24 protein-coding genes are annotated in these 25,169 nt (G+C 70.2%); 14 read left to right on the forward strand and 10 right to left on the reverse strand.

Annotation, left to right across the window (positions count from 1 at the left end; all coding sequences use genetic code 11):
- Positions 1 to 263: 263 nt before the first annotated feature.
- From ACQPYK_RS10235 to ACQPYK_RS10255, 5 genes are all read right to left on the reverse strand, one after another.
- Positions 264 to 1,373: a hypothetical protein gene (locus ACQPYK_RS10235; RefSeq protein WP_433253506.1), complete on the reverse strand. Its 1,110-nt coding sequence runs from the start codon at positions 1,371 to 1,373 to the stop codon at positions 264 to 266.
- A 2-nt stretch (positions 1,374 to 1,375) separates the two neighbouring features.
- A complete protein-coding gene (locus tag ACQPYK_RS10240; protein ID WP_433253508.1) occupies positions 1,376 to 1,666 on the reverse strand; it encodes a hypothetical protein in 291 nt (96 codons plus the stop codon).
- 6 nt (positions 1,667 to 1,672) lie between these two features.
- On the reverse strand, positions 1,673 to 2,020 hold the full coding sequence (locus ACQPYK_RS10245; protein ID WP_433253510.1) for a YbaB/EbfC family nucleoid-associated protein: 348 nt from the start codon (positions 2,018 to 2,020) through the stop codon (positions 1,673 to 1,675).
- A gap of 236 nt (positions 2,021 to 2,256) precedes the next feature.
- A complete protein-coding gene (locus ACQPYK_RS10250; RefSeq protein ID WP_433253512.1) occupies positions 2,257 to 2,928 on the reverse strand; it encodes a hypothetical protein in 672 nt (223 codons plus the stop codon).
- A gap of 209 nt (positions 2,929 to 3,137) precedes the next feature.
- Positions 3,138 to 3,848, reverse strand: a complete 711-nt coding sequence (locus ACQPYK_RS10255; RefSeq protein WP_433253514.1) for an ATP-binding cassette domain-containing protein — start codon at positions 3,846 to 3,848, stop codon at positions 3,138 to 3,140.
- Positions 3,849 to 3,938: 90 nt separating this feature from the next.
- On the opposite strand from ACQPYK_RS10255, the gene ACQPYK_RS10260 reads away from it, so the two are divergent.
- Positions 3,939 to 4,685 (forward strand): DivIVA domain-containing protein, encoded by a 747-nt coding sequence (locus ACQPYK_RS10260; protein ID WP_433253515.1) that lies wholly within the window; start codon positions 3,939 to 3,941, stop codon positions 4,683 to 4,685.
- 58 nt (positions 4,686 to 4,743) lie between these two features.
- On the opposite strand, the gene ACQPYK_RS10265 is transcribed toward ACQPYK_RS10260, so the two are convergent.
- Positions 4,744 to 5,238 carry an Lrp/AsnC family transcriptional regulator gene (locus tag ACQPYK_RS10265; RefSeq protein ID WP_433258749.1) on the reverse strand — a complete coding sequence of 165 codons (495 nt, stop codon included), beginning with the start codon at positions 5,236 to 5,238 and terminating at the stop codon, positions 4,744 to 4,746.
- A 195-nt stretch (positions 5,239 to 5,433) separates the two neighbouring features.
- Between ACQPYK_RS10265 and ACQPYK_RS10270 the strand changes: the two genes are divergently transcribed.
- The 8 genes from ACQPYK_RS10270 (at position 5,434) to ACQPYK_RS10305 (ending at position 14,612) form a co-directional block, all read left to right on the forward strand.
- Entirely contained in the window at positions 5,434 to 6,891 is a 1,458-nt protein-coding gene (locus tag ACQPYK_RS10270; RefSeq protein WP_433253517.1) for a gamma-aminobutyraldehyde dehydrogenase, read from the forward strand.
- A 26-nt stretch (positions 6,892 to 6,917) separates the two neighbouring features.
- The gene (locus ACQPYK_RS10275; protein ID WP_433253519.1) at positions 6,918 to 8,063 is read left to right on the forward strand and encodes an ABC transporter ATP-binding protein; all 1,146 of its coding nucleotides are present in this window, start codon (positions 6,918 to 6,920) and stop codon (positions 8,061 to 8,063) included.
- Positions 8,064 to 8,110: 47 nt separating this feature from the next.
- Entirely contained in the window at positions 8,111 to 9,316 is a 1,206-nt protein-coding gene (locus ACQPYK_RS10280; protein WP_433253521.1) for an ABC transporter substrate-binding protein, read from the forward strand.
- A 6-nt stretch (positions 9,317 to 9,322) separates the two neighbouring features.
- The gene (locus ACQPYK_RS10285) at positions 9,323 to 10,174 is read left to right on the forward strand and encodes an ABC transporter permease (RefSeq protein ID WP_433253523.1); all 852 of its coding nucleotides are present in this window, start codon (positions 9,323 to 9,325) and stop codon (positions 10,172 to 10,174) included.
- Positions 10,171 to 11,004: an ABC transporter permease gene (locus tag ACQPYK_RS10290; RefSeq protein ID WP_433253525.1), complete on the forward strand. Its 834-nt coding sequence runs from the start codon at positions 10,171 to 10,173 to the stop codon at positions 11,002 to 11,004. The genes ACQPYK_RS10285 and ACQPYK_RS10290 overlap by 4 nt, the downstream gene beginning before the upstream one ends.
- A gap of 176 nt (positions 11,005 to 11,180) precedes the next feature.
- A complete protein-coding gene (locus ACQPYK_RS10295) occupies positions 11,181 to 12,575 on the forward strand; it encodes an NAD(P)/FAD-dependent oxidoreductase (RefSeq protein ID WP_433258751.1) in 1,395 nt (464 codons plus the stop codon).
- A 109-nt stretch (positions 12,576 to 12,684) separates the two neighbouring features.
- Positions 12,685 to 13,581: an alpha/beta hydrolase gene (locus tag ACQPYK_RS10300; RefSeq protein WP_433258752.1), complete on the forward strand. Its 897-nt coding sequence runs from the start codon at positions 12,685 to 12,687 to the stop codon at positions 13,579 to 13,581.
- A complete protein-coding gene (locus tag ACQPYK_RS10305; protein ID WP_433253527.1) occupies positions 13,578 to 14,612 on the forward strand; it encodes an N-acetylglucosamine kinase in 1,035 nt (344 codons plus the stop codon). The genes ACQPYK_RS10300 and ACQPYK_RS10305 overlap by 4 nt, the downstream gene beginning before the upstream one ends.
- A 155-nt stretch (positions 14,613 to 14,767) precedes the next feature.
- On the opposite strand, the gene ACQPYK_RS10310 is transcribed toward ACQPYK_RS10305, so the two are convergent.
- Complete coding sequence (locus ACQPYK_RS10310) at positions 14,768 to 15,742, reverse strand: carbohydrate kinase family protein (RefSeq protein ID WP_433253529.1); 975 nt, start codon at positions 15,740 to 15,742, stop codon at positions 14,768 to 14,770.
- A gap of 195 nt (positions 15,743 to 15,937) precedes the next feature.
- On the opposite strand from ACQPYK_RS10310, the gene ACQPYK_RS10315 reads away from it, so the two are divergent.
- From ACQPYK_RS10315 to ACQPYK_RS10330, 4 genes are all read left to right on the forward strand, one after another.
- Positions 15,938 to 16,954, forward strand: a complete 1,017-nt coding sequence (locus ACQPYK_RS10315; RefSeq protein WP_433253531.1) for a sugar ABC transporter substrate-binding protein — start codon at positions 15,938 to 15,940, stop codon at positions 16,952 to 16,954.
- A 5-nt stretch (positions 16,955 to 16,959) separates the two neighbouring features.
- Positions 16,960 to 17,958, forward strand: coding sequence for an ABC transporter permease (locus ACQPYK_RS10320; protein ID WP_433253533.1), 999 nt, complete (start codon positions 16,960 to 16,962; stop codon positions 17,956 to 17,958).
- The gene (locus tag ACQPYK_RS10325; RefSeq protein WP_433253535.1) at positions 17,955 to 18,773 is read left to right on the forward strand and encodes an ATP-binding cassette domain-containing protein; all 819 of its coding nucleotides are present in this window, start codon (positions 17,955 to 17,957) and stop codon (positions 18,771 to 18,773) included. The genes ACQPYK_RS10320 and ACQPYK_RS10325 overlap by 4 nt, the downstream gene beginning before the upstream one ends.
- A gap of 76 nt (positions 18,774 to 18,849) precedes the next feature.
- The gene (locus ACQPYK_RS10330) at positions 18,850 to 19,890 is read left to right on the forward strand and encodes a LacI family DNA-binding transcriptional regulator (protein ID WP_433253537.1); all 1,041 of its coding nucleotides are present in this window, start codon (positions 18,850 to 18,852) and stop codon (positions 19,888 to 19,890) included.
- Between the two features lie 140 nt (positions 19,891 to 20,030).
- Here the strand turns inward: ACQPYK_RS10330 and ACQPYK_RS10335 are convergent, their stop codons facing one another.
- The 3 genes from ACQPYK_RS10335 to ACQPYK_RS10345 all read right to left on the reverse strand — a co-directional run bounded on the left by ACQPYK_RS10335 (position 20,031) and on the right by ACQPYK_RS10345 (position 24,430).
- Positions 20,031 to 22,925, reverse strand: a complete 2,895-nt coding sequence (locus ACQPYK_RS10335) for a PEP/pyruvate-binding domain-containing protein (protein ID WP_433253539.1) — start codon at positions 22,923 to 22,925, stop codon at positions 20,031 to 20,033.
- Positions 22,894 to 23,370 carry a MarR family winged helix-turn-helix transcriptional regulator gene (locus tag ACQPYK_RS10340; protein ID WP_433253541.1) on the reverse strand — a complete coding sequence of 159 codons (477 nt, stop codon included), beginning with the start codon at positions 23,368 to 23,370 and terminating at the stop codon, positions 22,894 to 22,896. Before ACQPYK_RS10340 ends, ACQPYK_RS10335 begins: the two co-directional genes overlap by 32 nt.
- Before the next feature lie 223 nt (positions 23,371 to 23,593).
- The gene (locus ACQPYK_RS10345) at positions 23,594 to 24,430 is read right to left on the reverse strand and encodes an enoyl-CoA hydratase/isomerase family protein (protein WP_433253543.1); all 837 of its coding nucleotides are present in this window, start codon (positions 24,428 to 24,430) and stop codon (positions 23,594 to 23,596) included.
- 103 nt (positions 24,431 to 24,533) lie between these two features.
- Here ACQPYK_RS10345 and ACQPYK_RS10350 point away from each other — a divergent pair, with 103 nt between their 5' ends.
- Complete coding sequence (locus ACQPYK_RS10350) at positions 24,534 to 25,037, forward strand: winged helix-turn-helix transcriptional regulator (protein WP_433253545.1); 504 nt, start codon at positions 24,534 to 24,536, stop codon at positions 25,035 to 25,037.
- Positions 25,038 to 25,169: the final 132 nt, after the last annotated feature.

Below are 25,169 nucleotides of genomic sequence, written 5' to 3' on the forward strand. Positions count from 1 at the left end.
GGGCCGGTCCCCGTGCCCGGCGTTTCGCGGGCGGGCGGGCGAAGCGCCGTGACGTCTACCGGCCGCCGGGTGGAGAACGGCGTGCCGGCCTTGAGAGGGAACACCGCTTCTGATGGGCCGGTCGTGGATCGGTTCTGAGGGGCCGGTCCGTGGATCGCCTCTCAGCTGGATGTAGGTGCGCCCCGGCGACCCGTCCGGACCGCAATCCATTGATCAAGCGCGGCGGCGGCCAAGGCGCCGGGGGCGTTCCTGAGGGATCGCCGTCAGACCGGATACACCGTCGGGGTGACGGTGTAGTCGTAGGGGTCGTTGAAATTGACGCGGGTGGTCCCGGTGAGGTCGAAGCGGGTGGTCGACACCCGGTCGGCCAGTTCGGAACGGCGGAAGGCCAGCTCCCCCAGCTCGCGCTGCAGCGTGTGAAGGTCGGACGCATTCGCTCCGTTCGTCCTGGCGATGTCGAGAGCCTCGTTCACCCGGCGTTGCGCGTCGCTCAGATGCTCGGCAGTGTGCCTGCCAAGCTGCTGCGCTTCGACCCGTTCCAACCGCGCCAGCTGCTGGCGGAGGTGGATCCTGTCCATGTCATCCAGATAAGGGTGGTTGGCCCAGCCCTCGTGGCCTGCTTTGAGGTATGCCTGTTGGGTGGCGTCGATCTCCCCACGGGCGTAGGCGGCGTCGACCCTGGCGTTGACGGTTCTTCTGGCGTTGTTCAGGTGTTCTTCGACGCGGAGCAGATGTTCCTCGGCCCGGCCCATGCTCTTGGTGGCCAGGTTCGTCGAGATCCTGGCATGTATGGCCTTGGTGTGCACGGTCTGGGTGTGTGCCGCCGGGGCGCGTCGCCATTGTTCCGGCATCAGCCGCTGTTGCGCCTGCAGTTCCCTGCCGGCCTGTGTCCTGGCCGGCGTTCCGCGCAGTAGGTTCGCCAGGCGGGTGAAGAGCCGGCCGACAGACTGCATGGCGGTCCGAATCCATCCCTGCACCCGCTGAGCGAACGGTCGCAACCGCAGCATCAGCATCGCCCGCCCCTGCGGGGTGAGAGCGGCGAGTCCCGCGATCCCGGCCAGTCCGGCGAGCAGTCCCCCCGCCCACTTGACCACGGTCCAGGCGACCTGTGAGACGCTCGCCGCCACCGAGGCATGCTGAGTGTGAGCGGTGGTCTGCGAAAACAGTCCCGATACGTGCTCGTCCAGCGCGTCATTGGCGGCACCGGCGTTTCCTCCGCCCAGTCGATGCGCACGAGCGCCGCCATCACCGAGTGACCTCATCGAGCGCGCCTTCAACTCCAGCACCTCGAACTGACGCTCAAGCTCGGTGGTGTCCGGCGGCCGCGGAACGCCCAGCACGCCGAAACCGAGCGTGTCAAGCCCAGCCGCCATGGTCAGCCCTCCCCTCTGTTCGCTGCCTCGGTCTGCGCGTTCCGGGCCGCCATCAGGGCCTGACCGTCTCCGGTCCTGCCCCACTGGGCGGTCAACTCCTCAGAGCCGTCGAACAGCGCGCCCATGAACTCCTGATAGGGGCCGGCGAACTCCGGATAGGGCAACGGGCTCCGGCCGCCTATCTGCGCTCGGAGGCTCTGGTGGGATTGCTGCTGCTCATCGGCCAGCGTGCGGAATCCCTGGCCGGACGCCTGCCGAGCAGCCACATCCCAGGTGATCTCATCGTTCGCCACGATATTTCACCTCTCTTCCAGGCGGCGGAGCGTCTCATCGAGGCTCGACGTCAATCGGGCGAAATCTTGGGCCGCCTGGGCCTCCATGTCGTCCAGGCGGCGAATGAACTCCTGCGCGTCGAGGCCCTCCTCGGCGAGCGCAGCGGGCTCGTCCATCCGCTCCAGCCGATCCCGCTGCGCCGTCCGTACGGCGGCGACGATATGGTCCGCCAGCTCATGGGACCCGAGACGCATCGTCCGCGGGTCCAGCCGCAGCCTGGCCAGCAGGCCGTCCTCGTCCACGAGGACGCTCACCAATCCCCCGGCGGCCTCTCCGGTGCCGGTGGGCCCGTCACCCTCGGATGTCGCGGCCATGTCATCACTCCCGCCTCACAAGCCACTTCTGGTGCACCAGAATCAAAGGTATTAAACCGTCGCATCCTCCTGTTGACCATCGGTGCGCCCACATGCTGGTCATGCGAGGTCGGGGCACGCCGGTGCCGGAGGTGGGCGGTCGTTCCCTCGGTCGAAGTCCTCGGAACCGGGGGCGGCATCTCGGGCCGTCCCGAGCAGCCGGGATCCCGGGAGCCGGCCGGCCGATGCCCGGCCGTTCAGGGGCGGGTGCGGCGCAGCCGTACGTAGGCGGCCACCCCCGCCGTGCTCCAGAAGAGCGCCGCGGCGGCGAGCGCGAGCAGGGCGCCGTCGAGCGTGCCGGCGTTCGCCGCGCGCATCCACGGCATGATCGGTACCGCGAAACGGCCCACCGGGCTGATGCTGATCAGCAGCAGGGCCAGGTAACCGCCGAACAGCACCAGCATCGAGGCGGCGGGGGAGGGCAGGATCGGCCTGCTGGTCAGCGCGCCCAGCGCCGTCCCGACGCTCAGGCCGACCAGGTGCAGCGCGACGCCCTGGGCCAGGTCGCCCGGAGCCGGCATGGCCGCGAAGCCGATGCCCAGCGGCAGCGCGACCGCGACCGCCGCCATCCCCAGATTGACGACGAACGCGGCGAGCAGCCCGGCGCCCACCTCCCTGCCGGGCCTGCCGGCCGCCGTCATCGAGATCAGCCGCTGCGTCGCCGGCTCGGTGTCGAGCGACCCCCGGGCGGCCCAGGCGAAGACGAGGATGAGCAGCCCGGCCGAGTCGGCGTAGGAGGACAGCTCCTTGCCCGCCGGGACCGTCGTCGAATAGAAGACGACCAGCATCGCGAACAGCCCGATCATCGGCTGGAACAGCCGGTGCGACCTGGCATAGGCGGCCAGCTTGAAGCGGACGAGGGGGATCATTCGCATCTCCCGATCGGGCGGCGGGTGCCGGTGCGTTGCACGGGGGTCATCCGTGTCTCCCCGGCCTGCGGCGGATGCCGGTCGGCCGTGAGGGGGTCATTCGTGTCCTCTGGACCTGTGACGGGCGCGGGCGGGTCCCGGGAGAAGGGCTCCCGGGACGAGGCGACCTCCGGCGCCCCGGGGAGGCCCCTGCCGGGGCTTTCCACTCGTCACGCGGTCCGCCGGACGGTGTAGCCGTCGGCACGGAGCTTCTGCTCGACCTCGTCGGCCTCGGCCGCGTCCACGAGCACTTCGATGACCGCCTGCCGCGGCCGCTCACCGGTCTGGGCGGTGACCGCGCCGGCGCCCACCAGCCAGTGGTCGGCGCCGGGGAAGTCTCGCAGCTGGTTCTGGTGGTCGCTGACGACGACCGCCCCGCCGTGCGAGGCGATCTCTCCGATGATCACGGGGAGTTCGGTGCGGGTCTGCTCGTCCAGCCCGGCGAAGGGCTCGTCCAGGATCAGCAGGTCGGGTGGGGCCAGCAGCGACTGGATCAGCCCGACCTTCTGCGCGCTGCCCTTGGACAGGTCACCGAGCGGCTGGGTCAGCAGGTGGGTGGCGTTCAGCCGGCCGGCCAGCTCTTCGGCCGAGGCGGAGGAGACGCCGCGGATCCTGGCGATGTGGGTGAGATAGTCGGTGACGGTGAACGGCTGGTCCACGGGGAAGACGTCGGGGGCGTAGCCGACCACGCGAGGCCGATCGGAGATCGAGCCCCGGGACGGCGGGATGATTCCGGCGAGCAGCCGCAGCAGCGTGGATTTTCCAGCCCCGTTGCGCCCGGTGACCTCGACGACGGAGCCCGGACGGAGGGTGAGCTCGACGTCCCGCAGGATCCAGGGGGTGCGGCGTGAGTATCGGAAGGACACCTGAGAAAGCCGCATAGGCCGCAACTCTACCGCGATCACTCGCTTTACCAGCGGTGTCCGATCAGAATGGAGGCCGGTGAAAACGGGACGGGAAAGGAACCGGGGTTGAATCGTTTTCCACGGGTGCTGGGAGTGCGTAGCGGATATGACCCCGATCAGGTGGACCTTCTGGTCCGCCGGATCGAGGGCACTCTCGGCAGGGGCTCCCTGGACGGTGAGCCGATCACCGCCGACGAGATCCGCGACGCGCGGTTCCGCACGAAGCTCGGCGGCTACAACGAGATGGCCGTGGACTTCGCGCTGGAGGCCTTCATCGTGGCGATCGAGACCCGGCTCGCCGGTGGAGCCGGGCCCGCTCCCCGCCCGCGGCCGAGGCCCGAGGAGCCGCCGTACGCGCCCGCCGGCGGGAGAGCTCAGGCCGGTGATCCGCCGTCTGTCGGCGGGGACGTGCGGGCGGGTGATTCGCCGTCCGTCGACGGGCGCGTACAGGTCGGTGATCCGCGGTCGGCCGGCGGGGACGTGCGGCCCGAAGAATCGCCGGACTCCGCAGGGGAGGTTTCCGCGGGCCGGGCCGGGGCCTCCGTGACGTCGGAGGAGCACGCGGCCAGGATCGAGCGGGCCGCCTTCCGGGCAGGGCGGCTGGGCATGGGCTACAACGAGGATCAGGTGGACGCCTTCCTCGACCGGGTCGTCGCGACCCTGCGCGGCACCACCGACCAGCCCGTCACTCCCGGAGACGTGCGCGCGGCCAGGTTCGCCACGGTGATGCTCAAGCCCGGCTACGCCGTCAACGAGGTGGACGAGTTCCTCACCGACCTCGCCGGCGTTCTGGAGGCGCACCTCGACCGGTGACGCCCGGGTGGCTCCGCCGCCGTGGGGCTCTCGACCGGTGATGCCCAGGTCGGAGGGGTCAGCGCGTTCCCCAGGAGTAGGTCTGCTTGTGGAGCTTGAGGTAGACGAAGGTCTCCGTCGCGCGTACCGTGGGAATGGCGCGGATCTTGCCGAGGATCTCCAGAAGGTGCTGGTCGCTCTCGCAGACGACCTCGACCATGATGTCGAGCGACCCGGCGGTCAGGACCACATAGTCGATCTCCGCGATGGCCGACAGCTCGTCGGCCACCATCTCCAGATCGCCCTCGCACTTGATGCCGATCATGGCCTGGCGGGGGAAGCCCAGGGTCAGCGGGTCGGTGACCGCGACGATCTGCATGACCCCCGCGTCGAGCAGACGCTGGACCCGCTGCCGGACGGCGGCCTCGGACAGGCCGACGGCCTTCCCTATGGCGGCGTAGGGCTTTCGCCCGTCGCTCTGCAACTGTTCGATGATCTGTTTGGAGATCTCGTCGAGGACGACGGGGCCTGGCCTGGCGTCGTTTTCGCGGCGTACCTTGGGCGGCGTCGTCATCCGCGCTCCCTGGGCGTCGTATTGCGGGGCTGTTGCCGACATGTTGCGGCTCCGATGCGACATGGTGTCAGCTTTAGAGCCTCTGTCAAGCGAATTCGTAGCAATTTGGTATCTTCACAACGAAATCCCTTGTCGCGAGGCACCTACTCTGTAAGAGTCGCGACAACTCAGCCCCACTGTGCAAGGAGGTCAACGTTGACCACCCAGGTTGAGAATTCTGAGCCCACCCGTCTGCGGAACTACGTCAACGGCGAGTTCGTGGACGCCAGGAGCGGCCGATTCTCCGATGTGATCGACCCCTGCACCGGAGAGGCCTATCTTCAGGCGCCGATCTCCGGTCCGGAGGATGTCGACGAAGCCTACGCCGCCGCGGCCGCCGCGTTCGAATCATGGAGCCAGCTCACCCCGGGCGAGCGTGCCAACCTGCTGCTGAAGGTGGCCGACGCCATCGACGCGCGGGCCGAGGAGCTGAACGAGGCCGAATGCCGTAACACCGGCAAGCCGCGCGCCCGCATGGCCGAGGACGAGACGCCCGTCGCCGCCGACCACTTCCGCTTCTTCGCCGGTGCCGCGCGCACCCTGGAGGGGCCGACGTCGGGTGAGTTCCTCGCCGATCACACCTCTGTCGTCCGGCACGAGCCGATCGGCGTGGTAGGCCAGGTCACGCCGTGGAACTACCCGATGATGATGGCGGTCTGGAAGATCGCCCCCGCGCTCGCCGCGGGCAACACCATCGTGCTCAAGCCCTCCGACACCACCCCGGTCTCCACGATCAAGCTGGCTGAGATCATCGGCGAGATCCTGCCGAAGGGCGTCTTCAACGTCGTCGTCGGCGACCGCGAGACCGGCGCCCTCGTCGTCGGGCACCCGACCGCGCAGATGGTCGCGATCACCGGTTCGGTCGGAGCGGGCATGGCCGTGGCCAAGACCGCGGCCGAAGACCTCAAGCGGGTCCACCTGGAGCTCGGCGGCAAGGCCCCCGTCGTCGTCTTCGACGACGTCAAGGACCTCAAGGCCGCCGCGGAGGCCATCGCCACCGCGGGTCTGTACAACGGCGGCCAGGACTGTACCGCGGCCTGCCGCGTGCTGGTCCACGAGGACGTCCACGACGCGTTCGTCGCCGCGCTCACCGAGGCGGCCGCGGGCACCGTGACCGGCGACCTGTCCAACGAGGACGCCCTGTACGGCCCGCTCAACAACGCCAACCAGCTCGCCCGCGTCGCCGCCTTCTTCGACCGGGTCCCCGGCCACGCCAAGGTCCTGACCGGCGGTCACCGGATCGGGGACAAGGGCTACTTCTTCGCGCCCACCATCGTCGACGGCCTGCAGCAGGACGACGAGATGGTGCAGAACGAGGTCTTCGGGCCGGTCATCACCGTCCAGACCTTCTCCGACGAGGCCGACGCGGTGGCCAAGGCCAACGGCGTCAAGTACGGCCTGTCGAGCTCGGTGTGGACCTCCGACCACGGCCGGGCGATGCGGATGTCGAAGCGTCTCGACTTCGGCGTCGTGTGGGTCAACACCCACATCCCGTTCGTCTCGGAGATGCCGCACGGAGGCTTCAAGCACTCCGGTTACGGTAAGGATCTGTCCGTTTTCGGGCTGCATGACTATCTCCGGGTCAAGCACGTCATGCACTACATCGGCGAATAGCCGCACACAGAGGGAATAAGCCTGGTATGACCGAAATCCAGGCGGGTACGGAGGCGGCCGTCGCCGCCTCCACCTCCGCCCAGGTGCCCGCCATCGAACTCGACGGAGTCGTCAAGGAGTACCTCGCCCATGGAGAAGTCGTCCAGGCGGTAAAGGGAGTCACCCTGACAATCGCCGAGGGCGAGTTCTTCTCGCTCCTCGGTCCCTCAGGGTGCGGCAAGACCACCACGATGCGCATGATCGCCGGGTTCGAGGATCCGTCGCGCGGCACGGTATGGCTGCACGGCCAGGACGTGACCAACGTCCCGGCCAACAAACGTGACGTGAACATGGTGTTCCAGTCCTACGCGCTGTTCCCGCACATGAACGTCTGGGAGAACGTCGCCTTCGGCCTCAGGCGCAAGAAAGTGCCCGACGCCGAGATCAAGCGGCGCGTCGGCGAGATACTGGAGATCGTGGCCCTCACCGGGCGGGAGAAGCGCCGCCCCCGGGAGATGTCCGGCGGCCAGCAGCAGCGGGTCGCCCTGGCCCGCGCCCTGGTCAACAAGCCCCGCGCGCTCCTGCTGGACGAGCCGCTCGGCGCCCTGGACCTCAAGCTCCGCCAGGCCATGCAGATCGAGCTCAAGCGGATCCAGCGCGAGGTCGGCATCACCTTCGTCTACGTCACCCACGACCAGAGCGAGGCGCTCACCATGAGCGACCGCATCGCCGTCATGAACGACGGTCTGGTCGAGCAGCTCGCCTCGCCGCGAGAGATCTACGAGAGCCCGACCACCGCGTTCGTGGCGGGCTTCATCGGCACCTCCAACCTGCTCAGCGGGACCGTGGACCGGATCGTCTCCGGCTCCGCCGTACTGAAACTGGGGCAGGAGGGCAGGGTCCTGGTGGCGGGAGACGGCTTCCGGGTCGCCGACCCGATCGCGGTCACCGTGCGCCCCGAGAAGATCACCATTACCACCGAGGAACCGGCGGGCGACCTCAGCGTCGTGCCCGGCACCGTCTCCGAGGTGGTCTACTTGGGCCTTTACAACAGCTACACGGTGAGCTTGGCCGATGGCGCCGAGGTCACCGTCTTCCAGCAGAACGCGCTTGACAGCACGAGTACGGCGGAGCGCGGCGACGCCGTTTGGCTGTCCTGGCAGCCGCGCCACTCGTACGCGATCGGAAGTTGACTATCGCCATGCACCACTCCCACAATGACCCGGCCTTCCTGCGAGGCATGACGCAGAGCCGATCGGTCACCCGCCGTGACGCCTTCCGACTGGCGGGCCTGTCCGCCGCGGGCCTGGCTCTGGCGGGCTGCGGCGTTCAGGGCAAGAAGGTCGAGGCGCCCAAGGCGGACGCCGTCGCCGACTACTGGTCCTCCAAGAAGAAGAACGACGTCCTGCGCTTCGCCAACTGGCCGCTCTACATCGACAAGGACGGCAAGCGGTATCCGTCCCTGGAGCTGTTCACCGCCGACACCGGCATCAAGGTGACCTACCAGGAGGCCATCCAGGACAACACCACCTTCTTCGGCAAGATCCAGCCGCTGCTCGCCGCCAACAACGACATCGGCTTCGACCTGATGGTCATGACCAACGGCCTCCAGCTGAGCAAGGCCATCGCGCTGGGCTACCTGGTCCCGCTGGACCACTCCAAGCTGCCGAACTTCGCGGCCAACGCGGCTCAGAAGGTCAAGAACCCGACCTGGGATCCGAACAACACCCACACGATCCCGTGGACCGTCGGCCTGACCGGCATCGCCTACAACCCCAAGTACGTGGACGAGGTCAAGAGCATCCAGGACCTCTGGAACCCCAAGTACAAGGGCAAGGTCGGCATGATGCTCGACACCCAGGAGGTCGCCAACTTCGGCATGTTCGCCCTGGGCCTGGACCCCGACAAGTCCACCGAGGCCGACTGGCGCAAGGCGGGGGAGAAGCTCAAGGAGCAGCGCGACGCGGGGCTCGTACGCAAGTACTACGAGAACGACTACGTCGACGCGCTCGTCCGGGGCGACGTGTGGATCACCATGGCCTGGTCGGGTGACATCTTCCAGCAGGTCGCCGAGGGCAAGGACCTCAGGTTCGTGGTGCCCGAGGAGGGCGGCACGATCTGGACCGACAACATGTGCATCCCCAAGACCGCGCAGAACCCGGTGGACGCCCTGGCGCTGATGGACTACGTCTACCAGCCCAAGATCGCCACGATGCTGGTCGAGTACATCAACTACATCACCCCGGTCCCGGCCGCCAAGGACCTGGTCGTCGCCGACGCCGCCAAGGCCAAGGGGGACGACAAGGCGTCGCTGGAGCGGATCGCCAACAGCCCGCTGATCTTCCCCACCGACGCGGACATGGCCAAGCTGCGCTCGTACAAGGCCCTGACCACGGCTGAGGAGAAGGTCTTCGAGTCCATCTTCCAGCCGATCACCCAGGGCTAGCCGACGATGAAGCGCCTCGCCCCCTACCTGCTCATCCTACCCGGCGGTCTGTGGTTGCTGATCTTCCTGGTGGTGCCGATGGTCTTCATGGCCTCGGTCTCCACCCAGGAGGGCGACGTGGTGAACGGGTTCGTCCAGACGTTCAACTTCTCGGTGTACGGCGACGCCCTGGTGCAGTACCAGACGCAGTTCCTGCGGTCGGCCGGCTACGGCCTGACCGCGACGGTCATCTCCGTCGCGCTGGCCTACCCGATGGCCTACTGGATCGCCTTCAAGGGCGGCTCCCGCAAGTCCACCTACCTGCTGCTGGTGCTGCTGCCGTTCTTCGTCTCGTTCGTGCTTCGCACGGTGTCGTGGAAGTTCCTGCTGGCCGACGACGGCATGCTGCTGTCCCCGCTGAAGTCGATCGGCCTGGTGCCCGGCGACTTCCACGTGCTGCAGACGACGGTGGCGGTGATCGGCGGCCTGGTCTACAACTACCTGCCGTTCATGATCCTGCCGATCTACGTGGCGCTGGAACGGGTCGACCCCCGGGTGGTCGAGGCCGCCCAGGACCTCTACGCGGCCAAGCGCGAGGCGTTCACCAAGGTCGTGCTGCCGCTGTCGCTGCCGGGGGTTTTCGCCGGGGTGCTCATGACGTTCGTCCCGATGACGGCCGACTACGTCAACGCCGGCATCCTCGGCGGTCCGGAGAACACGATGATCGGCAACATCATCCAGACCCAGTATCTGGTCAACAACGACTACCCGACCGCCGCCGCGCTGTCGTTCACGCTGATGGCGGCGATGCTGATCGGCATCTTCGCCTACGCCAAGGCGCTCGGCACCGAGAACGTCCTTGAGGCGGCGGCCCGATGAGCACGGTGACCGCTCCGCGGACGACCGGGGCCGCCAAGCGGGTGCGCGGCAGGTCCCGGCTCGGCGACCGCCTCCTCAAGGGCTACGTCTGGCTGATCATCGTCTGGCTGTTCCTGCCGATCGCGGTCATGATCGTCTTCGGCTTCAACGACACCCAGAGCAAGTCGAACGTGACCTGGCAGGGCTTCACCCTCAAATGGTGGGGCCGGCTGGGCGACTACCCCGACCTGACCGACGCGGTGATCAACTCGTTGGAGATCGCCGTGCTCGCCACGGTGATCACGACGCTGCTCGGCACGCTCATGGGCCTGGCCCTGGGCCGCTACCGCTTCCGCGGCCAGGGCGCGACCAACCTGGTGATGTTCGCCGCGATCGCCTCACCGGAGCTCGTCATGGGAGCCTCGCTACTGTCGCTGTTCGTCAGCAGCGGGGTGCAGACCGGCTTCGTGACCGTGGTCATCGCGCACGTGCTGTTCTCCCTGTCGTTCGTGGCCATCACCGTGCGGGCCCGGGTGATCGGGCTGGACCCGTCGATCGAGGAGGCCGCCCGGGACCTGGGCGCGTCCACCTGGGTGACGTTCTGGCGGGTGACGTTCCCGATGATCCTGCCCGGCGTCGTCTCCGGCGCGTTGCTGGCCTTCGCGCTCTCCATCGACGACTTCGTGATCACCCAGTTCACCAGCGGTTCCACCCAGACGTTCCCGCTGTGGATCTGGGGCGCCACCCGTATCGGGGTGCCGCCGCAGGTCAACATCATCGGAACCCTTATATTCGCGATAGGCGTCGCGATCGCCGTGTTCAACACGGTGCTCTCGCGCCGCCGCACCTAGCTGCCGTCAAGCCCCGTGCCATCACCGGGTGGTACGGGGCTTCGGTGTATCCAGATCCTCGGCAGAGAACAGGGAGGCGAGATCGGAATCAGGCGGGGGGAACCCGCGTGTGGTCTTCACGGCCACGCGATACACACACAAAAATAATTTTGACTCACCGTAGGGAAGTGAGATTTGTGGATCCGCTGAAGGCTCTTGCTGATGCGGAGCGCAAGCCGTACTGGCTCGACAGTCCGGCGAAACCCGAGCCGCAACCGCGGCTCTTCGGAAACACGACCGCCGATCTCGCGGTGGTCGGCGGAGGCTTCTCGGGGCTGTGGACCGCCCTGATGGCCAAGGAACGCGACCCGTCGCTGGACGTGGTCCTGCTCGAGGGACGCAGGATCGGCTGGGCGGCCTCCGGCCGCAACGGCGGCTTCGCGATGGCGACGCTCACCCACGGGATCGCCAACGGGCTGGAGCGCTGGCCCGAAGAGGTCGTCACCCTGGAACGCCTGGGACTGGCCAACCTCGACGAGATGGGCGAGACCGTCGCCAGGTACGACATCGACTGCGGCTACGAGCGCACCGGTGAGCTGAACGTGGCGACCGAGCCCTGGCAACTGGAGGAGATGCGCGAGAGCGTCCAGGTCGCCCAGGAGATGGGCCTGCATTTCGACGCCCTCGACCAGGACCAGACCCGGGCGGAGGTGAACTCGCCCACCTACATCGGTGGCTTCTGGGAGCGCGACGGCTGCGCCATGCTCGACCCCGCCCGACTGGCATGGGGGCTCCGGCAGGCCTGCCTCTCCCTGGGCGTGCGCATCTACGAGCGCACGCCGGTCAGGAACATCAAGGACACCCAGGCGAGCATGGAGCTGCTCACCCCGCACGGCACCGTCAGGGCCGCCAAGGTCGCGCTCGGCACCGGAGTCTTCCAGCCGCTGCTGCGGCGGCTGAAGCACTTCCTGGTGCCGGTCTACGACTACGCGCTGATGACCGAGCCGCTGTCGGCCGAGCAGCTGGCCTCCGTCGGCTGGCGTAACCGCCAGGGCGTCGGGGACTCGGCCAACCAGTTCCACTACTACCGCCTGACCGCCGACAACCGCATCCTCTGGGGCGGCTACGACGCGGTCTACTACAACGGCGGCAAGATCAAACCGGAGTACGAACAGCGCGACGAGACGTTCGTCAAGCTGGCCGAGCACTTCTCCGCGACGTTCCCCCAGCTGTCCGGGCTGCGCTTCACCCACCGGTGGGGCGGCATCATCGACACCTGCAGTCGCTTCAGCGCCTTCTACGGGCAGTCGCACGGCGGGCGCCTCGCCTACGCCGTCGGCTACACCGGCATGGGCGTCGGCGCGACCCGCTTCGGGGCGAACGTCATGCTCGACCTGCTCAACGGCGAGCGGACCGAGCGGACCGAACTCCGGATGGTCAAGGAGAAGCCGCTTCCCTTCCCGCCCGAGCCGGTCCGTTCGGCCGGGATCCAGATGACCCGCTGGTCGATCGCCCAGGCCGACCTCCACCAGGGCCGGCGCAACCTCTGGCTGCGCACCCTGGACCGGATGGGCCTCGGGTTCGACTCGTAGGAGACGCTCCCGGCCCCCGCCCGAGCGGCGGGGGCCGGGAGCGCGTCGGCCCACTCCGGACGGCACCCGGCACCGGGGCCTCTCGCCTCCGGAGCGCGGGTCGTACAGACTGGAGAACGTGATCGAGAGAGTTGAATTCGACGTCGACGGGGTCAGACTCGTCGGAGACCTACGAGTGCCCGCCGGGCCGGGCCCGCACCCGGCGCTGGTCCTCACCGGGCCGTTCACCGGCACGCGGGACCAGGTCACCGGGCTGTACGCCGCCAGGCTGGCCGAGGCGGGATACGTGACGCTGGCATTTGACCACCGCAACTGGGGCGAATCCGGCGGGACGCCGCGCGGCCACGAGGACGCCCAGGGCAAGCTGCACGACCTGCGGGCCGCGGTCTCACTGCTGCGCTCGCGGCCCGAGGCCGACGGCGACAGGATCGGCGCGGTCGGCATCTGCCTGGGCGCCGGCTACGCGCTCAGGTTCGCCGCGTTCGATCCCCGGGTGAAGGCCTTCGCCGGCATCGCCGGGGCCTACAACAATCCCTACGGCATGCGCGCCGCCATGTCGCCCGGCGGCTACCGGGACGCACTGGCCTCCTTCACCGAGGTGCTGGAGCGCCAGGACCGGGGCGGCCCGGTGGAATACCTGCCGGCCGTGGCCGAGGAGGGCGAGGCCGCCATGCCGGGCGACGAGCCGTTCGCCTACTACGGCACCGGGCGCGGCGCTTCGGCGCACTGGCGCAACGAGGTCACCAGGGCCTCCGTCCGCGAGCTGATCACCGTGGACAACATGATCGGGGCCGACTTCCTGTCGCCCAAGCCCGGCCTGATCGTGCACGGCGTGGTGGACCGCTTCTGCTCCCCGGAGGGCGCCGAGGAGGCCTACAAGCGGATGGACGAGCCCAAGAAGCTCCTCTGGGTGGACGCCAGACTGCACATCGACCTCTACGACACCGAGCCCCACGTCACCCGGGCAGTCGAGGCCACGGCGGAATTCCTCGGCGAACACCTGTGACGGAGTTCGTCCTGGGCCTCGACGTCGGCGGCACCTCCTCGCGTGCGCTCCTGCTCGACGCCTCGGGGCGGCGGATCGGGTACGGCACGGCCGCCGGCGGCAATCCTGCCGCCCACGGCACCGAGACGGCCGCCGCCAACATCCGGCGGGCCCTGGAGACCGCCCTCCACGGCGCGGACCCCGCCCGGGTGGCCGGGGCGGTCATCGGGATGGCCGGGGCAGGGGGACTGGACCGGGCCGTTTTCGACCGGATGTGGGCGGGCGCCGGGCTGCGCTGCGTCCCCACCGTCACGGGCGATCTCGGCACCGCCTTCGCGGCCGGTACGGCCGAGCCCGACGGCACCGTGCTCATCGCGGGAACCGGCGCCATCGCCGCCCGCATCGAGGACGGGCGGCCGGTGGCGATCTCCGACGGGCTCGGCTGGCTGCTGGGAGACCTGGGGTCGGGCTTCTGGCTGGGACGGGAGGCGGCCCGTGCGGCTGTCCACAGCCTGAACCTGGGCGAGAGCGACGGGCTGCTGACACGCCTGGTCGCCGAACAGGTCCGCGCCGACCGTGCCGGGCACCTTACGGACGGCGGCGGGGAGGACGGCGGTGTGCCCTCGGACCCGCCGCGGGAACGCGAAGCCGGGTGGCCGCCCGCGGACGGCAGAGCTGAGGCCATCCGGATCGTGGTCCACGCCCAGGGGCGGTCCCCGCTGGAACTGGCACGGCTGGCACCGCTGGTGGGTCAGGCCGCGCAGGCCGGCGACCCGGTGGCCGTGAAGATCGTTTCAATGGCGGCCGAGCTGCTGTGCGCGACGGTGGCAGAGGTGCGCAGGGAGGGGGAGCGTACTCCCGTCGTGCTGGCCGGAAGCGTGCTGACCAGCGAGGGGCCGGTGTGCTCCGCCGTACGGGACGGGCTGGGGGCGCCGGCGCTCCTGGCCGGTGACGGGGCGGGGGCGGCGGCCTGGCTGGCGGCGAAGGAGGCGTTCGGCCTGGACCGCGAGGCGGCCGGACGGCTTCACCGGCTGATCCTGCGAGGGGTCTGAGCCGGCGAAGCGAGGCCGCCCCCGGCTTCGGACCGTCCTGGGGCAGCCTGGGGGCGCGGGCGGCGTGAGCACGGTCCCGCCCCCGGACCCACCCGGGGGCGCGGGCGGCGTGAGCACGATCCCGGTTTCGGCTCGGGACGCGAATCCGCGCGCCGTCACGCCCTGCCGGGAGTGTTCGGTCGAGGGGGATCTTCGGCCAGGTCACGGGCCCACGGTGGGTTGGCCCCGGCCACCGAGCAGGTGAACGCGGCGACGCGGGAGGCGAAGGCCGCAGCGTCCAGAGCCCGGTCGAGGTCGAGGGCGTCCAGCCGTCCGCCGAGCATGCCCGAGGCGTGCAGGCGGTGCAGCAGGCCGGCGGTGAAGGAGTCGCCCGCGCCGACCGTGTCCACCACGGCCGTGGCGGGGGCGGGCACCGTCGCCCGTTCCCCGTCGAGGGAGACGAGCGCGCCCTGGGCGCCGCGCGTCACCACGATCAGGCGAGCGCCGGCGGCGTGCCAGGCGTCGCAGACCCGTTCGGCGGGCTCGCCGGGGTGGATCTGCTCCAGGTCGTCGTCGCTGAGCTTGACGACGTCGGCGAGCGCGCACCACAGGGGCATCCGCTCCCGGTAGACGGCCAGGTCGGCGAACGCGGCGCGCACGTTGGGGTCGATCGAGACGGTGGCGCGGGCGGCGGTTCTGGCCAGCAGCTCCTCCACGTGCTCGGCGCCGGGGGCGCCGACCAGGGCCATGGAGCCGGTGTGCAGGCAGCAGACCTCACCGATCCGCCCGGCGGTCAGCTCCGCCGTGCTCCACTGCCAGTCGGCGGAGCCCTTCGCGTAGAAGGTGTAGACGGCCTGCCCCGACTCGTCCAGGGTCGCCACCGCGAGCGTGCTGGGCTCGTCGGCGGTGACGCACCCTGCCAGGTCCACCCCGGAGGCGTCGAGGTGGGCGCGGAACAGCGCGCCGAAGGAGTCGCGGGAGATCCGTCCGAGGAAGCGGGTCGGGGTGCCGAGGCGGGACAGCGCCACGGCGGTGTTGGCCGGGCTGCCGCCGGGCAGGACACGCAGGGCGAGCTCGCCCTGGGCCGGGCTCCCGGTCGTGAAGGCGTCGGCGACGCACTCGCCGAGCACGGCTACCTGGGTGGGGGGCATGGGCCTTGCCTTTCTGGGACGGGCGGCGGGACGGGCTGCGGCGACATTGTCGATTTGTTACGACGAGAGGGCATTGACGTTTCCTTCCGCGGAGCCCATCATCCATGGCAACGGATGTCAACGTTGACATGTGTCAACGTTGACATGTGTCAACGTTGACATTTTGAACCCCCCAGGACCACCAGGGAGTACTCCATGTCTCTTACCACTCGCGCCGCGGGCGCACTCGCGGCATGTGCCCTCGCGGCCACGGCCACCGTGACCGGTTGCGGCGGTGACTCCAGCGGCACGGGAGGGACCTCGGGGAGCTCCGCCGCGATCAAGGTCGGCCTCATCACCAAGACCGAGACCAACCCCTTCTTCGTCAAGATGAAGGAGGGCGCCGCGGCCGCCGCCAAGGCCGAGGGCGTGGAGCTGATCACCGCCGCGGGCAAGTTCGACGGCGACAACGCGGGGCAGATCACCGCGATCGAGAACATGGTCGCCGCCGGCGTCAAGGGCATCCTCATCACCCCGAGCGACTCCAAGGCCATCGTGCCCGCCCTGCAGAAGGCGCGTTCCGCCGGGGTGACGGTCATCGCCCTGGACAGCCCCACCGAGCCCCAGAGCGCCACCGACGCGCTGTTCGCCACCGACAACTTCAAGGCCGGCGAGCTCATCGGCCGGTACGCCAAGGCGGCCATGGCCGGCAAGCCCGTCAAGATCGCGACACTGGACCTCGCGCCCGGCGTGGCGGTCGGCAGGCTCCGGCACGACGGCTTCCTCAAGGGCTTCGGCATCGCCGAGGGCGACCCGTCCGTGGTCTGTTCCCAGGACACCGGCGGCGACCAGACCAAGGGCCAGACCGCCATGGAGAACTGCCTGCAGAAGGCCCCCGATGTCAATGTCGTCTACACCATCAACGAACCCGCCGCGCTGGGCGCCCACACCGCGCTGAAGGCCAAGGGGCGCGACAAGGACGTGCTCGTCGTCTCGGTCGACGGCGGCTGCACCGGGGTCAAAGCCGTGCAGAGCGGGCAGATCGCGGCCACCTCGCAGCAGTATCCGCTGAAGATGGCCCAGCAGGGCGTCAAGGCCGTCGTCGACTTCGCCAAGGGCGGCGCCAAGACCTCCGGCTACGTCGACACCGGGGTCACCCTGATCACCGACAAGCCCGTCGCCGGCGTCGAGGCCAAGGACACCGCCTTCGGCCTGCAGAACTGCTGGGGCTGACGATCATGACCGTGACCACGACGCCCTCGAAGGCGTCGGTGACCGAGCCGTCCACCCTGCGCAGGGCGCTCACCACCCCGACCGTGGGCCCGCTGGCGGCGCTCCTGCTCGCCTGCGTCTTCTTCTCCCTCAACAGCGGCCAGTTCCTGAGCGGCGGAAACTTCTCGCTCATCATCCAGCAGGTGATGGTGGTCGGCACCTTGGCCATCGGCCAGACGTTGATCATCCTCACCGCCGGGATCGACCTGTCGAACGGCGCGATCATGGCCTTCGGCGGCGTCCTCATGGCGAGGCTGGCCGTGGAGGGCACCGTGCCGCCGCTGGCCGCGATCGCGATCGGCGTGCTCGTGTGCGCGGCGTTCGGAGCGATCAACGGGCTCCTGGTGACCTCGGTTCCGCTTCCGCCGTTCATCGTCACGCTGGGCATGCTCAACATCGCCTTCGCCCTCACCCACATCTACTCGCAGGACCAGACGGTCACCGGCCTGCCCCGTGAGCTGACCTTTTTGGGAGAGACCTTCCAGGTCGGCGGGACCAGCGTCACCTACGGCTCCGCGGTGACCATCGGGCTGTTCCTGCTCTTCACTTACCTGCTCGGCCAGACCGCATGGGGCAGGCACGTCTACGCACTGGGCAACAGCCCCGAGGTCGCCCGCCTCACCGGCATCCGCACCGCCCGGCTCACCGTCGGCGTCTACACGGTCGCCGGTCTCGTGTACGGCGTGGCCGCCCTGCTCCTGGTCTCCCGGACCGGGGTCGGCGACCCGCAGGCAGGGCAGACCGACAACCTGGACAGCATCACCGCGGTGGTGCTGGGCGGCACCAGCCTGTTCGGCGGGCGCGGCCTGGTGATCGGCACCCTGGTCGGCGCCCTGATCGTGGGGGTCTTCCGCAACGGCCTGCAGCTCATGGGCGTGCCCTCGATCTACCAGACCCTGATCACCGGCGTGCTGGTCATCCTCGCCGTCACCGTGGACCAGCTCTCCCGAAGGAGGAACCGATGACCGACGTCCCGGTCATGCAGGCGCGCGGCCTGGTCAAGCGCTACGGCCACGTGACCGCCCTCGACGGCGTCGACTTCGACCTGATGGCCGGTGAGGTGCTCGCCGTCATCGGCGACAACGGCGCGGGCAAGTCGAGCCTGATCAAGGCGCTCACCGGCGCGCTCCAGCCGGACGCGGGGGAGATCCTCCTCGGTGGCAAGGCCGTACGGTTCCGTGACCCGCTCGAAGCCAGGCGGCACGGCATCGAGACCGTCTACCAGGACCTCGCGGTCGCCGCGTCGATGGACATCGCCAGCAACATGTTCCTCGGGCGCGAGGTCCGCCGTCCCGGCCTGCTCGGCACGGTCTTGCGGATGCTGGACAAGAAGCGGATGCGGGAGGAGTCGGCCCGGCACATGGCCGACCTCAAGATCGGCCTGCGCTCGCTCACCCAGCCGGTCGAGTCGCTCTCCGGCGGTCAGCGCCAGGGCGTCGCCGTCGCCCGCGCGGTCGCCTGGGCCCGGCACGTGGTGGTGATGGACGAGCCCACCGCCGCGCTGGGCGTCAAGGAGTCCGGGCAGGTGCTCGACATGATCCGCCGGGTCCGGGACCGAGGGCTGCCGGTGATCCTGATCAGCCACAACATGCCGCACGTCTTCGAGATCGCCGACCGGATCCACATCCAGCGCCTCGGCCGCAGGGTCGCCCAGGTCAAGCCGGGCGACTACAGCATGGCCGAGGTCGTAGCGATCATGACCGGCGCGTTGCAGGTCGAGTCCGGCAAGGGCACGGTCATCACCGACGAAGGAGCGGCCCGCGCGATCGGTCTCTCCTGAGACCGCCTGTCGGAGGGAGGTGATCACCCTTTAGCCTGTTTTCGACTCAAGCCCCCCGACGAGAAGAACGGTGACCATGTCCAAGGTTCGCCGCGCGACCATGACGGATGTGGCCCGGGAGGTCGGCGTCACAGCCAAGACCGTCTCCCGGGTGGTCAACGACGACGGCCCGGTGGCCGCGGAGACCCGCGAGCGCATCCTGGAGGCCATGGGCAGGCTGGGCTTCCAGCCCAACCTCATGGCCCGCAACATGCGGGTGGGCGCACGCGACTCCACGATCGGGCTGGTCATCCCGGACATGGGAAACCCGTTCTTCGGAACCGTCGCGGGCGGGTTCGAGAGCGCGGTGCGAGAGCGTGGCCTCACGCTCATCGTCGGCTCCTCACAGGAGACGGCCGAGCGTGAACGGTCGCTGATCTCGACCTTCCTGGCCCGGCGGGTCACCGCGCTCATCGTGGTGCCCTCCGCTGACAGCGACCACCGCCACCTGCGGGCCGAACGGGCGGCCGGCCTGCCGCTGCTGTTCCTGGACCGGCCGGCCACCGGGCTCACAGCGGATTCGGTGGTCTCCTCCAACCGGGAGGGCGCCCGCTCGGGCGTCGCGCACATGATCGCGCACGGGCACCGCAGAATCGCGTTCATCGGCGACCTCCCCGAGCTGTACACGCGGCGGGAGCGCTTCCAGGGCTATCGGGACGCGCTGGCCGAAGCCGGGATCGGGTTCGACCGGAGCCTGGTGGAGATCGGTCACGACCACGAGGCGGCGGCCGCGGCCGTCACCCGGCTGCTCGGCGGGAGGAGCCCGGTCACCGCGGTCTTCGCGGCCAACAACTTCGCCGCGACCGGGGCGATCCTCGGGCTGGCCCGGCTCCGCCGCCGGGACGTGGCGGTGGTCGGCTTCGACGACCTTCCCCTCGCCGAGGTCCTGGAGCCCGCGTTGACCGTGGTCGCACAGGATCCCGCGGCCATCGGCCGGGCGGCCGCGGAGCTGCTGATGGCCCGCCTGGACGGCGAACGGTCGAAGGCGCGGACCGTCGAGGTGCCCACTCGCCTGATCGTGCGGGGCTCGGGCGAGCTGCGCCCCCGGGGCCCGGGATCACCTTCCGGTCCGTTGTGACCCCTCGGCCCTCCGGCCGAGATGCCCTGCCGGGCCGCCGTCGCGGTGCCGCCCTGGGCGAGCGTGACCGAGGTCGCCGCGAGCTCCGGCGGTTTCCGGCGCGCCGCTCGCGAGACCGCCGCCCGCGCCGTGCCCTCGCCTCAGGCGGTGGTCACCGCGCCCGAGGTGCCGTCCACGGTGATCCGCTGGCCGGTGACGATGTGCTCGGTCGCCAGGGCGACGCCCACGACGGCCGGGATGCCGTACTCACGGGCGACCACGGCTCCGTGGGAGTTGGCGCCGCCCATCTCCATCACCAGCCCGCCCGCCGTCAGGAACAGCGGGGTCCAGCCCGGGTCGGTGGAAGGGCAGACCAGGATCTCGCCCGGCTCCAGGTGCGCGCCGAGCGGGTCGAGGACCACCCGGGCGATCCCCGTCGCGCTGCCGGCCGAGGCCGGGGTGCCGGTCAGCGCGCCGTCCACCGGAGCGTGGGCGGCCACGGCCTCCGGCTCGGTGCCGTCGGACAGCACGATCCGTGGCACACGCCTGCGCCGCCGCTCGCGCGCGGCCTCCTCGCGCCGCTCGGAGACGAGCGTCCGCAGCGTGACGGGGTACGGCGCCGCGTGGTCCGAGCCGCGCGGGGCGACCTCCCCGGGCGCCTCCGCCGTGGCCGGAGCCGGTGCGGCGGCCGTGGAGGCAGTGGAGGCGGTGGAGACGAGGGCGGTCCGGACCTCCTCCACGGTCAGGTAGAAGACGTCCGCGGGCGAATCGACGATCCCGCGGGCGGCCAGGTCGGCGCCGACGGCCGCCAGTTCGGCGCGCATGGCCGCCAGGATGGTCACCATGTAGTACTTGGGCAGCTCGCGCAGGCCGGCCAGGGCCCGGGTGCGGCCCAGGGCGAAGCGGACGACCCGGCCCCGGACACCTCCGGCGCGAGCGCTCAGAGTTCTGATCATGAGAGCGGCCTCCGCGGCGCCCCGGGCGAACAGGGCGTCGGGGGCCAGCGCGGGGTCCTCCAGCCGGAGGTAGTTGGCCAGGACGCCGATCACATGTGTCGGATCCTCCGACCAGCGGGGCACCCCCAGGTCGATCTCGGCCACCGCGCGGAAGCCGTAGGCGGACAGGAACTCCCTCAGTCCCCGGTCCACCACGCCGGGCAGCGATCCGTCGTGGAAGCGTTGTGCCAGCTCGGCGGGCGGGGTGCCGAGCAGCAGGGACGCGGCCTCCCGGTCGGGGCGGATCCGGGCGGCCAGATGCCACAGCGCCAGGTCCATCTCGGTGGTCACGTTGTGCGGGAGCCCCCGCAGGACGGTCTGGAGCTCGCCGGGCCGGGCGCGTTCGCCCAGGAGGCGGTGGGCCAGGCCGAGCATGGCGAACCCGGCCGCCGGTCCCGGCAGGACGGTCGGCAGCAGCGGGACGGCACGGGTGCCCAGCATCCGTTCGACGTGGTCGAGCCGTTCGAGGGAGGTGGCGTTCGCCGGGGATGCCAGCCGCGACCGCAGCGCCGCGCCCAGCCGTTCCGCGCGCCGGCGTGTCCTCTCGGGTCGAAGGAGGGCCTCCACGGCTCGTGCCGGGATCCGGAAACGGGCCGCGATCCGGCCCGTCCGGCGCAGGGCGGGCCGTACGGAGCGCCGGTTCACGCCGAACCGGGGGTCGTCCGCCAGCTCGCGCAGCACCACCGCCGACCTGGCCTCCATCACGTCGAGCACCCGGGGCAGTACCGCCCGGCCCACCCGGCTGCGCATGATGCCGGTGACGTCCAGGAACACCCGTCCGGCGGCCTCGGCGAACGCCGGCGCCCCGGCCCTGCGGTCGGCCACCGGCACTCCCATCAATCCGGCCGCCGCCGACGACAGCAGCCGGAAGGCCGACAGGCCCATCGGGGTGATCGGCTGGTAGATGCCCTGGGCGACGCTGAAGGAGAAGTAGATCCGCGTTCCGCCGGGGCCCTCGACCGCCGGGTGCGCCGCTTTACCGGCCGGCGCGGAGGCCGCTGCCCCATCGGCGCCCGCGACCGCCGGGTGTCCCGCTTTACCGGCCGGTACGGGGGCCGCCGCCTCGCCACCCGGCACGGGGCCGGTCATCGGGCCGGTCTTCGGGGTCGGCGGCAGGTGCCGGGGGATGGGGAAGAGGGTGGTGATCGGTCGCGACTGGGTCAGCCACAGCGTGCCGTCGGCGTCGATGGCCCACTCGGTGTCCTGCGGCGAGCCGTAGCGGTCCTCGACCCGGCCGCCCAGCTCGGCCAGCGTCCGGATCTGCGCGTCGGTGACGCAGGACTTCTCCGCCGAGGTCTCGACGTGCTCGACGCCGCCGCCCGGCAGGGACCGTACGGCCAGCCGCTTGTCGCCCAGCCGCCGCTCGGTGATCCGTCCGGTGACGATGTCGACCACGAAGTGGTCGGGGTTGACCGCACCGGACACCACGGCCTCGCCGAGACCCGGGGCGGCGTCGATGACCGCCTCGTGCCGCCGCCCGGTGACCGGGTTGGCGGTGAACATCACCCCGGCGACCTCCGACTGGACCATCTCCTGGATCACGACGGCGAGCAGCACGGCTCGGTGGTCGATGCCGTTGGCGGCGCGGTAGGCCACGGCCCGATCGGTCCAGAGGGAGGCCCAGCAGCGCCGGACCGCGTCCAGCACGGCGTCCTCGCCGATCACGTTGAGGTAGGTGTCCTGTTGCCCGGCGAAACTGGCGTGCGGCAGGTCCTCGGCAGTGGCGGAGGAGCGGACCGCCACCGGGCCCTGCGCGCTCTGCCGTACGGTGCCGGCGATGTCGTCGGGCACCGGGGCGGAGAGCACGAGCTCGCGGGCCCGGCCGGCCAGCTCGTTCAGGGTCTTGACGTCTTCGGCGGGGGTGACGGCCAGGGCGTCGAGCACGTCGTCGAGCCCGGCCTGCTCGGTGACCCTGCGGTAGGCCTCGGTGGTGACGCACAGTCCCGGCGGGACGGGGAGCCCCGCGGCGGTGAGCACGCCGAGATTGGCGGCCTTGCCGCCGACGAGCGGCAACATCTCTGCCCTGATGTCAGCAAATTTCAGGATGAGCGGGGTGGGCATGGGTGCGTCTCCTTGAGGCTTCGCCGAGCAGCGACATGGCCCGGGTCACGATCTCGCGTTCTTCGGCGGTCAGGTGGGCCATGACCTTGAGCTGGGCGTCCGCCCTGGCGCGCTCGAACCCCCGCAGGAAGTCCGTGCCGCTCTCGGTGAGGGCGATGCGCCGGGCCCGCCGGTCGTCGGGGTCCTCGTGGCGGTCGACCATGCCCCGCCGTACGAGCTGGTCCACCAGGCGGCTGGTGGCCGAGACCGAGCGGTCGATGCGCTCGGCGAGCTCGCGGAGCGTCGGGAGTGCCGAGTGGTCGAGGACGTAGAGCGTGGCGATCTGGATCACCGAGGGCTCGTCGCCCTCGAATCCGCGCAGCAACTGCAGGATGAAGCCGGGAATCAGGGCTCGCCGGAAATCTCCGAGGTCGTCGGCCAGGCGGTCGCGCTCCACGTTGTCCACGGGACAACTCCTTGCATCACTGCAATCAATGCGTCTCTGCAACGATAAGTCGCCGCGCAAGAGAAATCAACAAGTGATGAAATAATCGGCCGGGCCCGTCCCGGGCCGTCGCGTCGCCGTCCCCGGCCCTCCCCGACTCTCCCCGTGAGGCGTCACGCCTTCTGCCGGCGGCCCGTCCCCGAGGCCGCGACCATCGGGGACGGGCCGCCGGGTCGCAGGCGGATCACAAGTGTCGTTCGAGCAGTCCTTCGAGATCGAGTTCGCCTTCGCGGGTCTGCGCGCCCGCGTCGAGGGCGGCCCGCATCCGCTGTGTCACCGCCGGGCCGGCGAACACCTGCCTGATCAGCTCGTCCTCGATCCGCAGTCCCTCCTGCAGTGGCAGCGTGACCGAGTCGACGGATCGCTTGGCCAGCGAGACGGCCTCGGTGGGGAAGGACGCGATCCGCAGGGCGAGCCGTTCGACGTAACCGTCCAGCTCGTCGGCGGGCAGTGCCCGGTTGATCCAGCCGTAGCGTTCGGCGAGGTCGGCGTCGAAGGCGTCGGAGCCCAGGATGACCTCCAGTGCGCGGGACCGGCCGGTCAGCCGCGGCAGGTACTGGGTGCCGCCGGCCCCGGGGAACATGCCCAGATGGACTTCCGGTTGCCCGAAGAGGGCCCGCTCTCGGGCGGCGAAGCGCATGTCCAGCGAGAGGAGGAACTCGTTGCCCGCCCCTCTGGCGCGCCCTGCCACTTTGGCGATCGTGACCTGCGGAAGGGTCCGATAGCCCTCGAACAGGGTCGTCAGCGGGTTGAGCGTCCCGGGTTCGGTCTGTGCCAGCTGCTCCAGCAGGTCGGGGCTGAGGACCGACCGCATGTCGCCGTGGGCGATGAAGAAGTCCGGGTCCGCGCTCTCGAACACGATGACGCGGACGCCGGCGTCCTCCCGGACCTCGGCGTGGAAGCGGGCCAGGTCCCCGCCCAGCGTCTGGTCGAGGACGTTCAGCGGGGGGTGGCCGATGGTGACGAACGCGACCCCCTCCTTCAGCCGGACCGTGAGCGTGGCGTAGTCGTCGTAGGCCATGGGGTTCCCTTCGACGGGCGTCGGCGGACACCCTGGGTTCTAGTCTGATACTCAGACCCTAGCTGAGTTCTTGATCAGTACTCAAGGGGGTAGTCTGAGCGGCATGGAGTGGATGTCGGTCGACCTCGGCAACTGCCCTCTCATCAGGGCTCTCGACGTCGTCGGAAAGCAGTGGACGATCATCGTGCTTCGGGAGGCGTTCAACGGGGTGCGGCGCTTCGAGGACTTCCAGCACCACCTGGGGCTGTCCCGCTCGGTCCTCAGCCGCCGCCTCGCCGAGATGGTGACCGACGGGCTCCTCGAACGCGTCCCCTACCGCCCGGACGGCGAGCGGGAACGCCACGAATACCAGCCCACCGACAAGGCGTGGGCGCTGTATCCCGTCATGGTCGGTCTCATGCAGTGGGGCGACCGGTACCTCGCCGACGGTGACGCCGAACCCGTCCGGCTCGTCGACCGCCACTCCGGCAAGGCGGTCGTCGCGGCCCTCGTCACCGACGACACCGCCACCTGCGCGCCGGCCGACGTGGGCGTGCGGCCGGGCCGGTCGTTCAAAACCGTGCCCGCGGCCCCCTCCGATCACGGCGCCTGCGGCGACGGACGCTGACGGGCGGCTCTCGCCTTCGGGAAGGCGGGCGGCCTCCGTTCGGGGAGACGACCCGCCGACCGGCCGCGGGGAGCGCTTGCCCGCTTCTCGATGGTGATCCCCATCGTGCTCGCCAGGCTGTGGACCAGTCTG

The organism is Streptosporangium sp. CA-135522, from assembly GCF_050949235.1.
In the GTDB taxonomy this organism is placed as follows: Bacteria; Actinomycetota; Actinomycetes; order Streptosporangiales; family Streptosporangiaceae; genus Streptosporangium.

What these genes read in the sequence shown, in the direction of transcription:
- ACQPYK_RS10235 (WP_433253506.1), bottom strand. Translation starts at nt 1,373, where the DNA reads ATGGCGGCTGGGCTTGACACGCTCGGTTTCGGCGTGCTGGGCGTTCCG.
- ACQPYK_RS10245 (WP_433253510.1), bottom strand. Translation starts at nt 2,020, where the DNA reads ATGGCCGCGACATCCGAGGGTGACGGGCCCACCGGCACCGGAGAGGCC.
- ACQPYK_RS10250 (WP_433253512.1), bottom strand. Translation starts at nt 2,928, where the DNA reads ATGATCCCCCTCGTCCGCTTCAAGCTGGCCGCCTATGCCAGGTCGCAC.
- ACQPYK_RS10255 (WP_433253514.1), bottom strand. Translation starts at nt 3,848, where the DNA reads ATGCGGCTTTCTCAGGTGTCCTTCCGATACTCACGCCGCACCCCCTGG.
- ACQPYK_RS10265 (WP_433258749.1), bottom strand. Translation starts at nt 5,238, where the DNA reads ATGACGACGCCGCCCAAGGTACGCCGCGAAAACGACGCCAGGCCAGGC.
- ACQPYK_RS10275 (WP_433253519.1), top strand. Translation starts at nt 6,918, where the DNA reads ATGACCGAAATCCAGGCGGGTACGGAGGCGGCCGTCGCCGCCTCCACC.
- ACQPYK_RS10280 (WP_433253521.1), top strand. Translation starts at nt 8,111, where the DNA reads ATGACGCAGAGCCGATCGGTCACCCGCCGTGACGCCTTCCGACTGGCG.
- ACQPYK_RS10285 (WP_433253523.1), top strand. Translation starts at nt 9,323, where the DNA reads ATGAAGCGCCTCGCCCCCTACCTGCTCATCCTACCCGGCGGTCTGTGG.
- ACQPYK_RS10290 (WP_433253525.1), top strand. Translation starts at nt 10,171, where the DNA reads ATGAGCACGGTGACCGCTCCGCGGACGACCGGGGCCGCCAAGCGGGTG.
- ACQPYK_RS10310 (WP_433253529.1), bottom strand. Translation starts at nt 15,742, where the DNA reads ATGCCCCCCACCCAGGTAGCCGTGCTCGGCGAGTGCGTCGCCGACGCC.
- ACQPYK_RS10315 (WP_433253531.1), top strand. Translation starts at nt 15,938, where the DNA reads ATGTCTCTTACCACTCGCGCCGCGGGCGCACTCGCGGCATGTGCCCTC.
- ACQPYK_RS10320 (WP_433253533.1), top strand. Translation starts at nt 16,960, where the DNA reads ATGACCGTGACCACGACGCCCTCGAAGGCGTCGGTGACCGAGCCGTCC.
- ACQPYK_RS10325 (WP_433253535.1), top strand. Translation starts at nt 17,955, where the DNA reads ATGACCGACGTCCCGGTCATGCAGGCGCGCGGCCTGGTCAAGCGCTAC.
- ACQPYK_RS10330 (WP_433253537.1), top strand. Translation starts at nt 18,850, where the DNA reads ATGTCCAAGGTTCGCCGCGCGACCATGACGGATGTGGCCCGGGAGGTC.
- ACQPYK_RS10335 (WP_433253539.1), bottom strand. Translation starts at nt 22,925, where the DNA reads ATGCCCACCCCGCTCATCCTGAAATTTGCTGACATCAGGGCAGAGATG.
- ACQPYK_RS10345 (WP_433253543.1), bottom strand. Translation starts at nt 24,430, where the DNA reads ATGGCCTACGACGACTACGCCACGCTCACGGTCCGGCTGAAGGAGGGG.
- ACQPYK_RS10350 (WP_433253545.1), top strand. Translation starts at nt 24,534, where the DNA reads ATGGAGTGGATGTCGGTCGACCTCGGCAACTGCCCTCTCATCAGGGCT.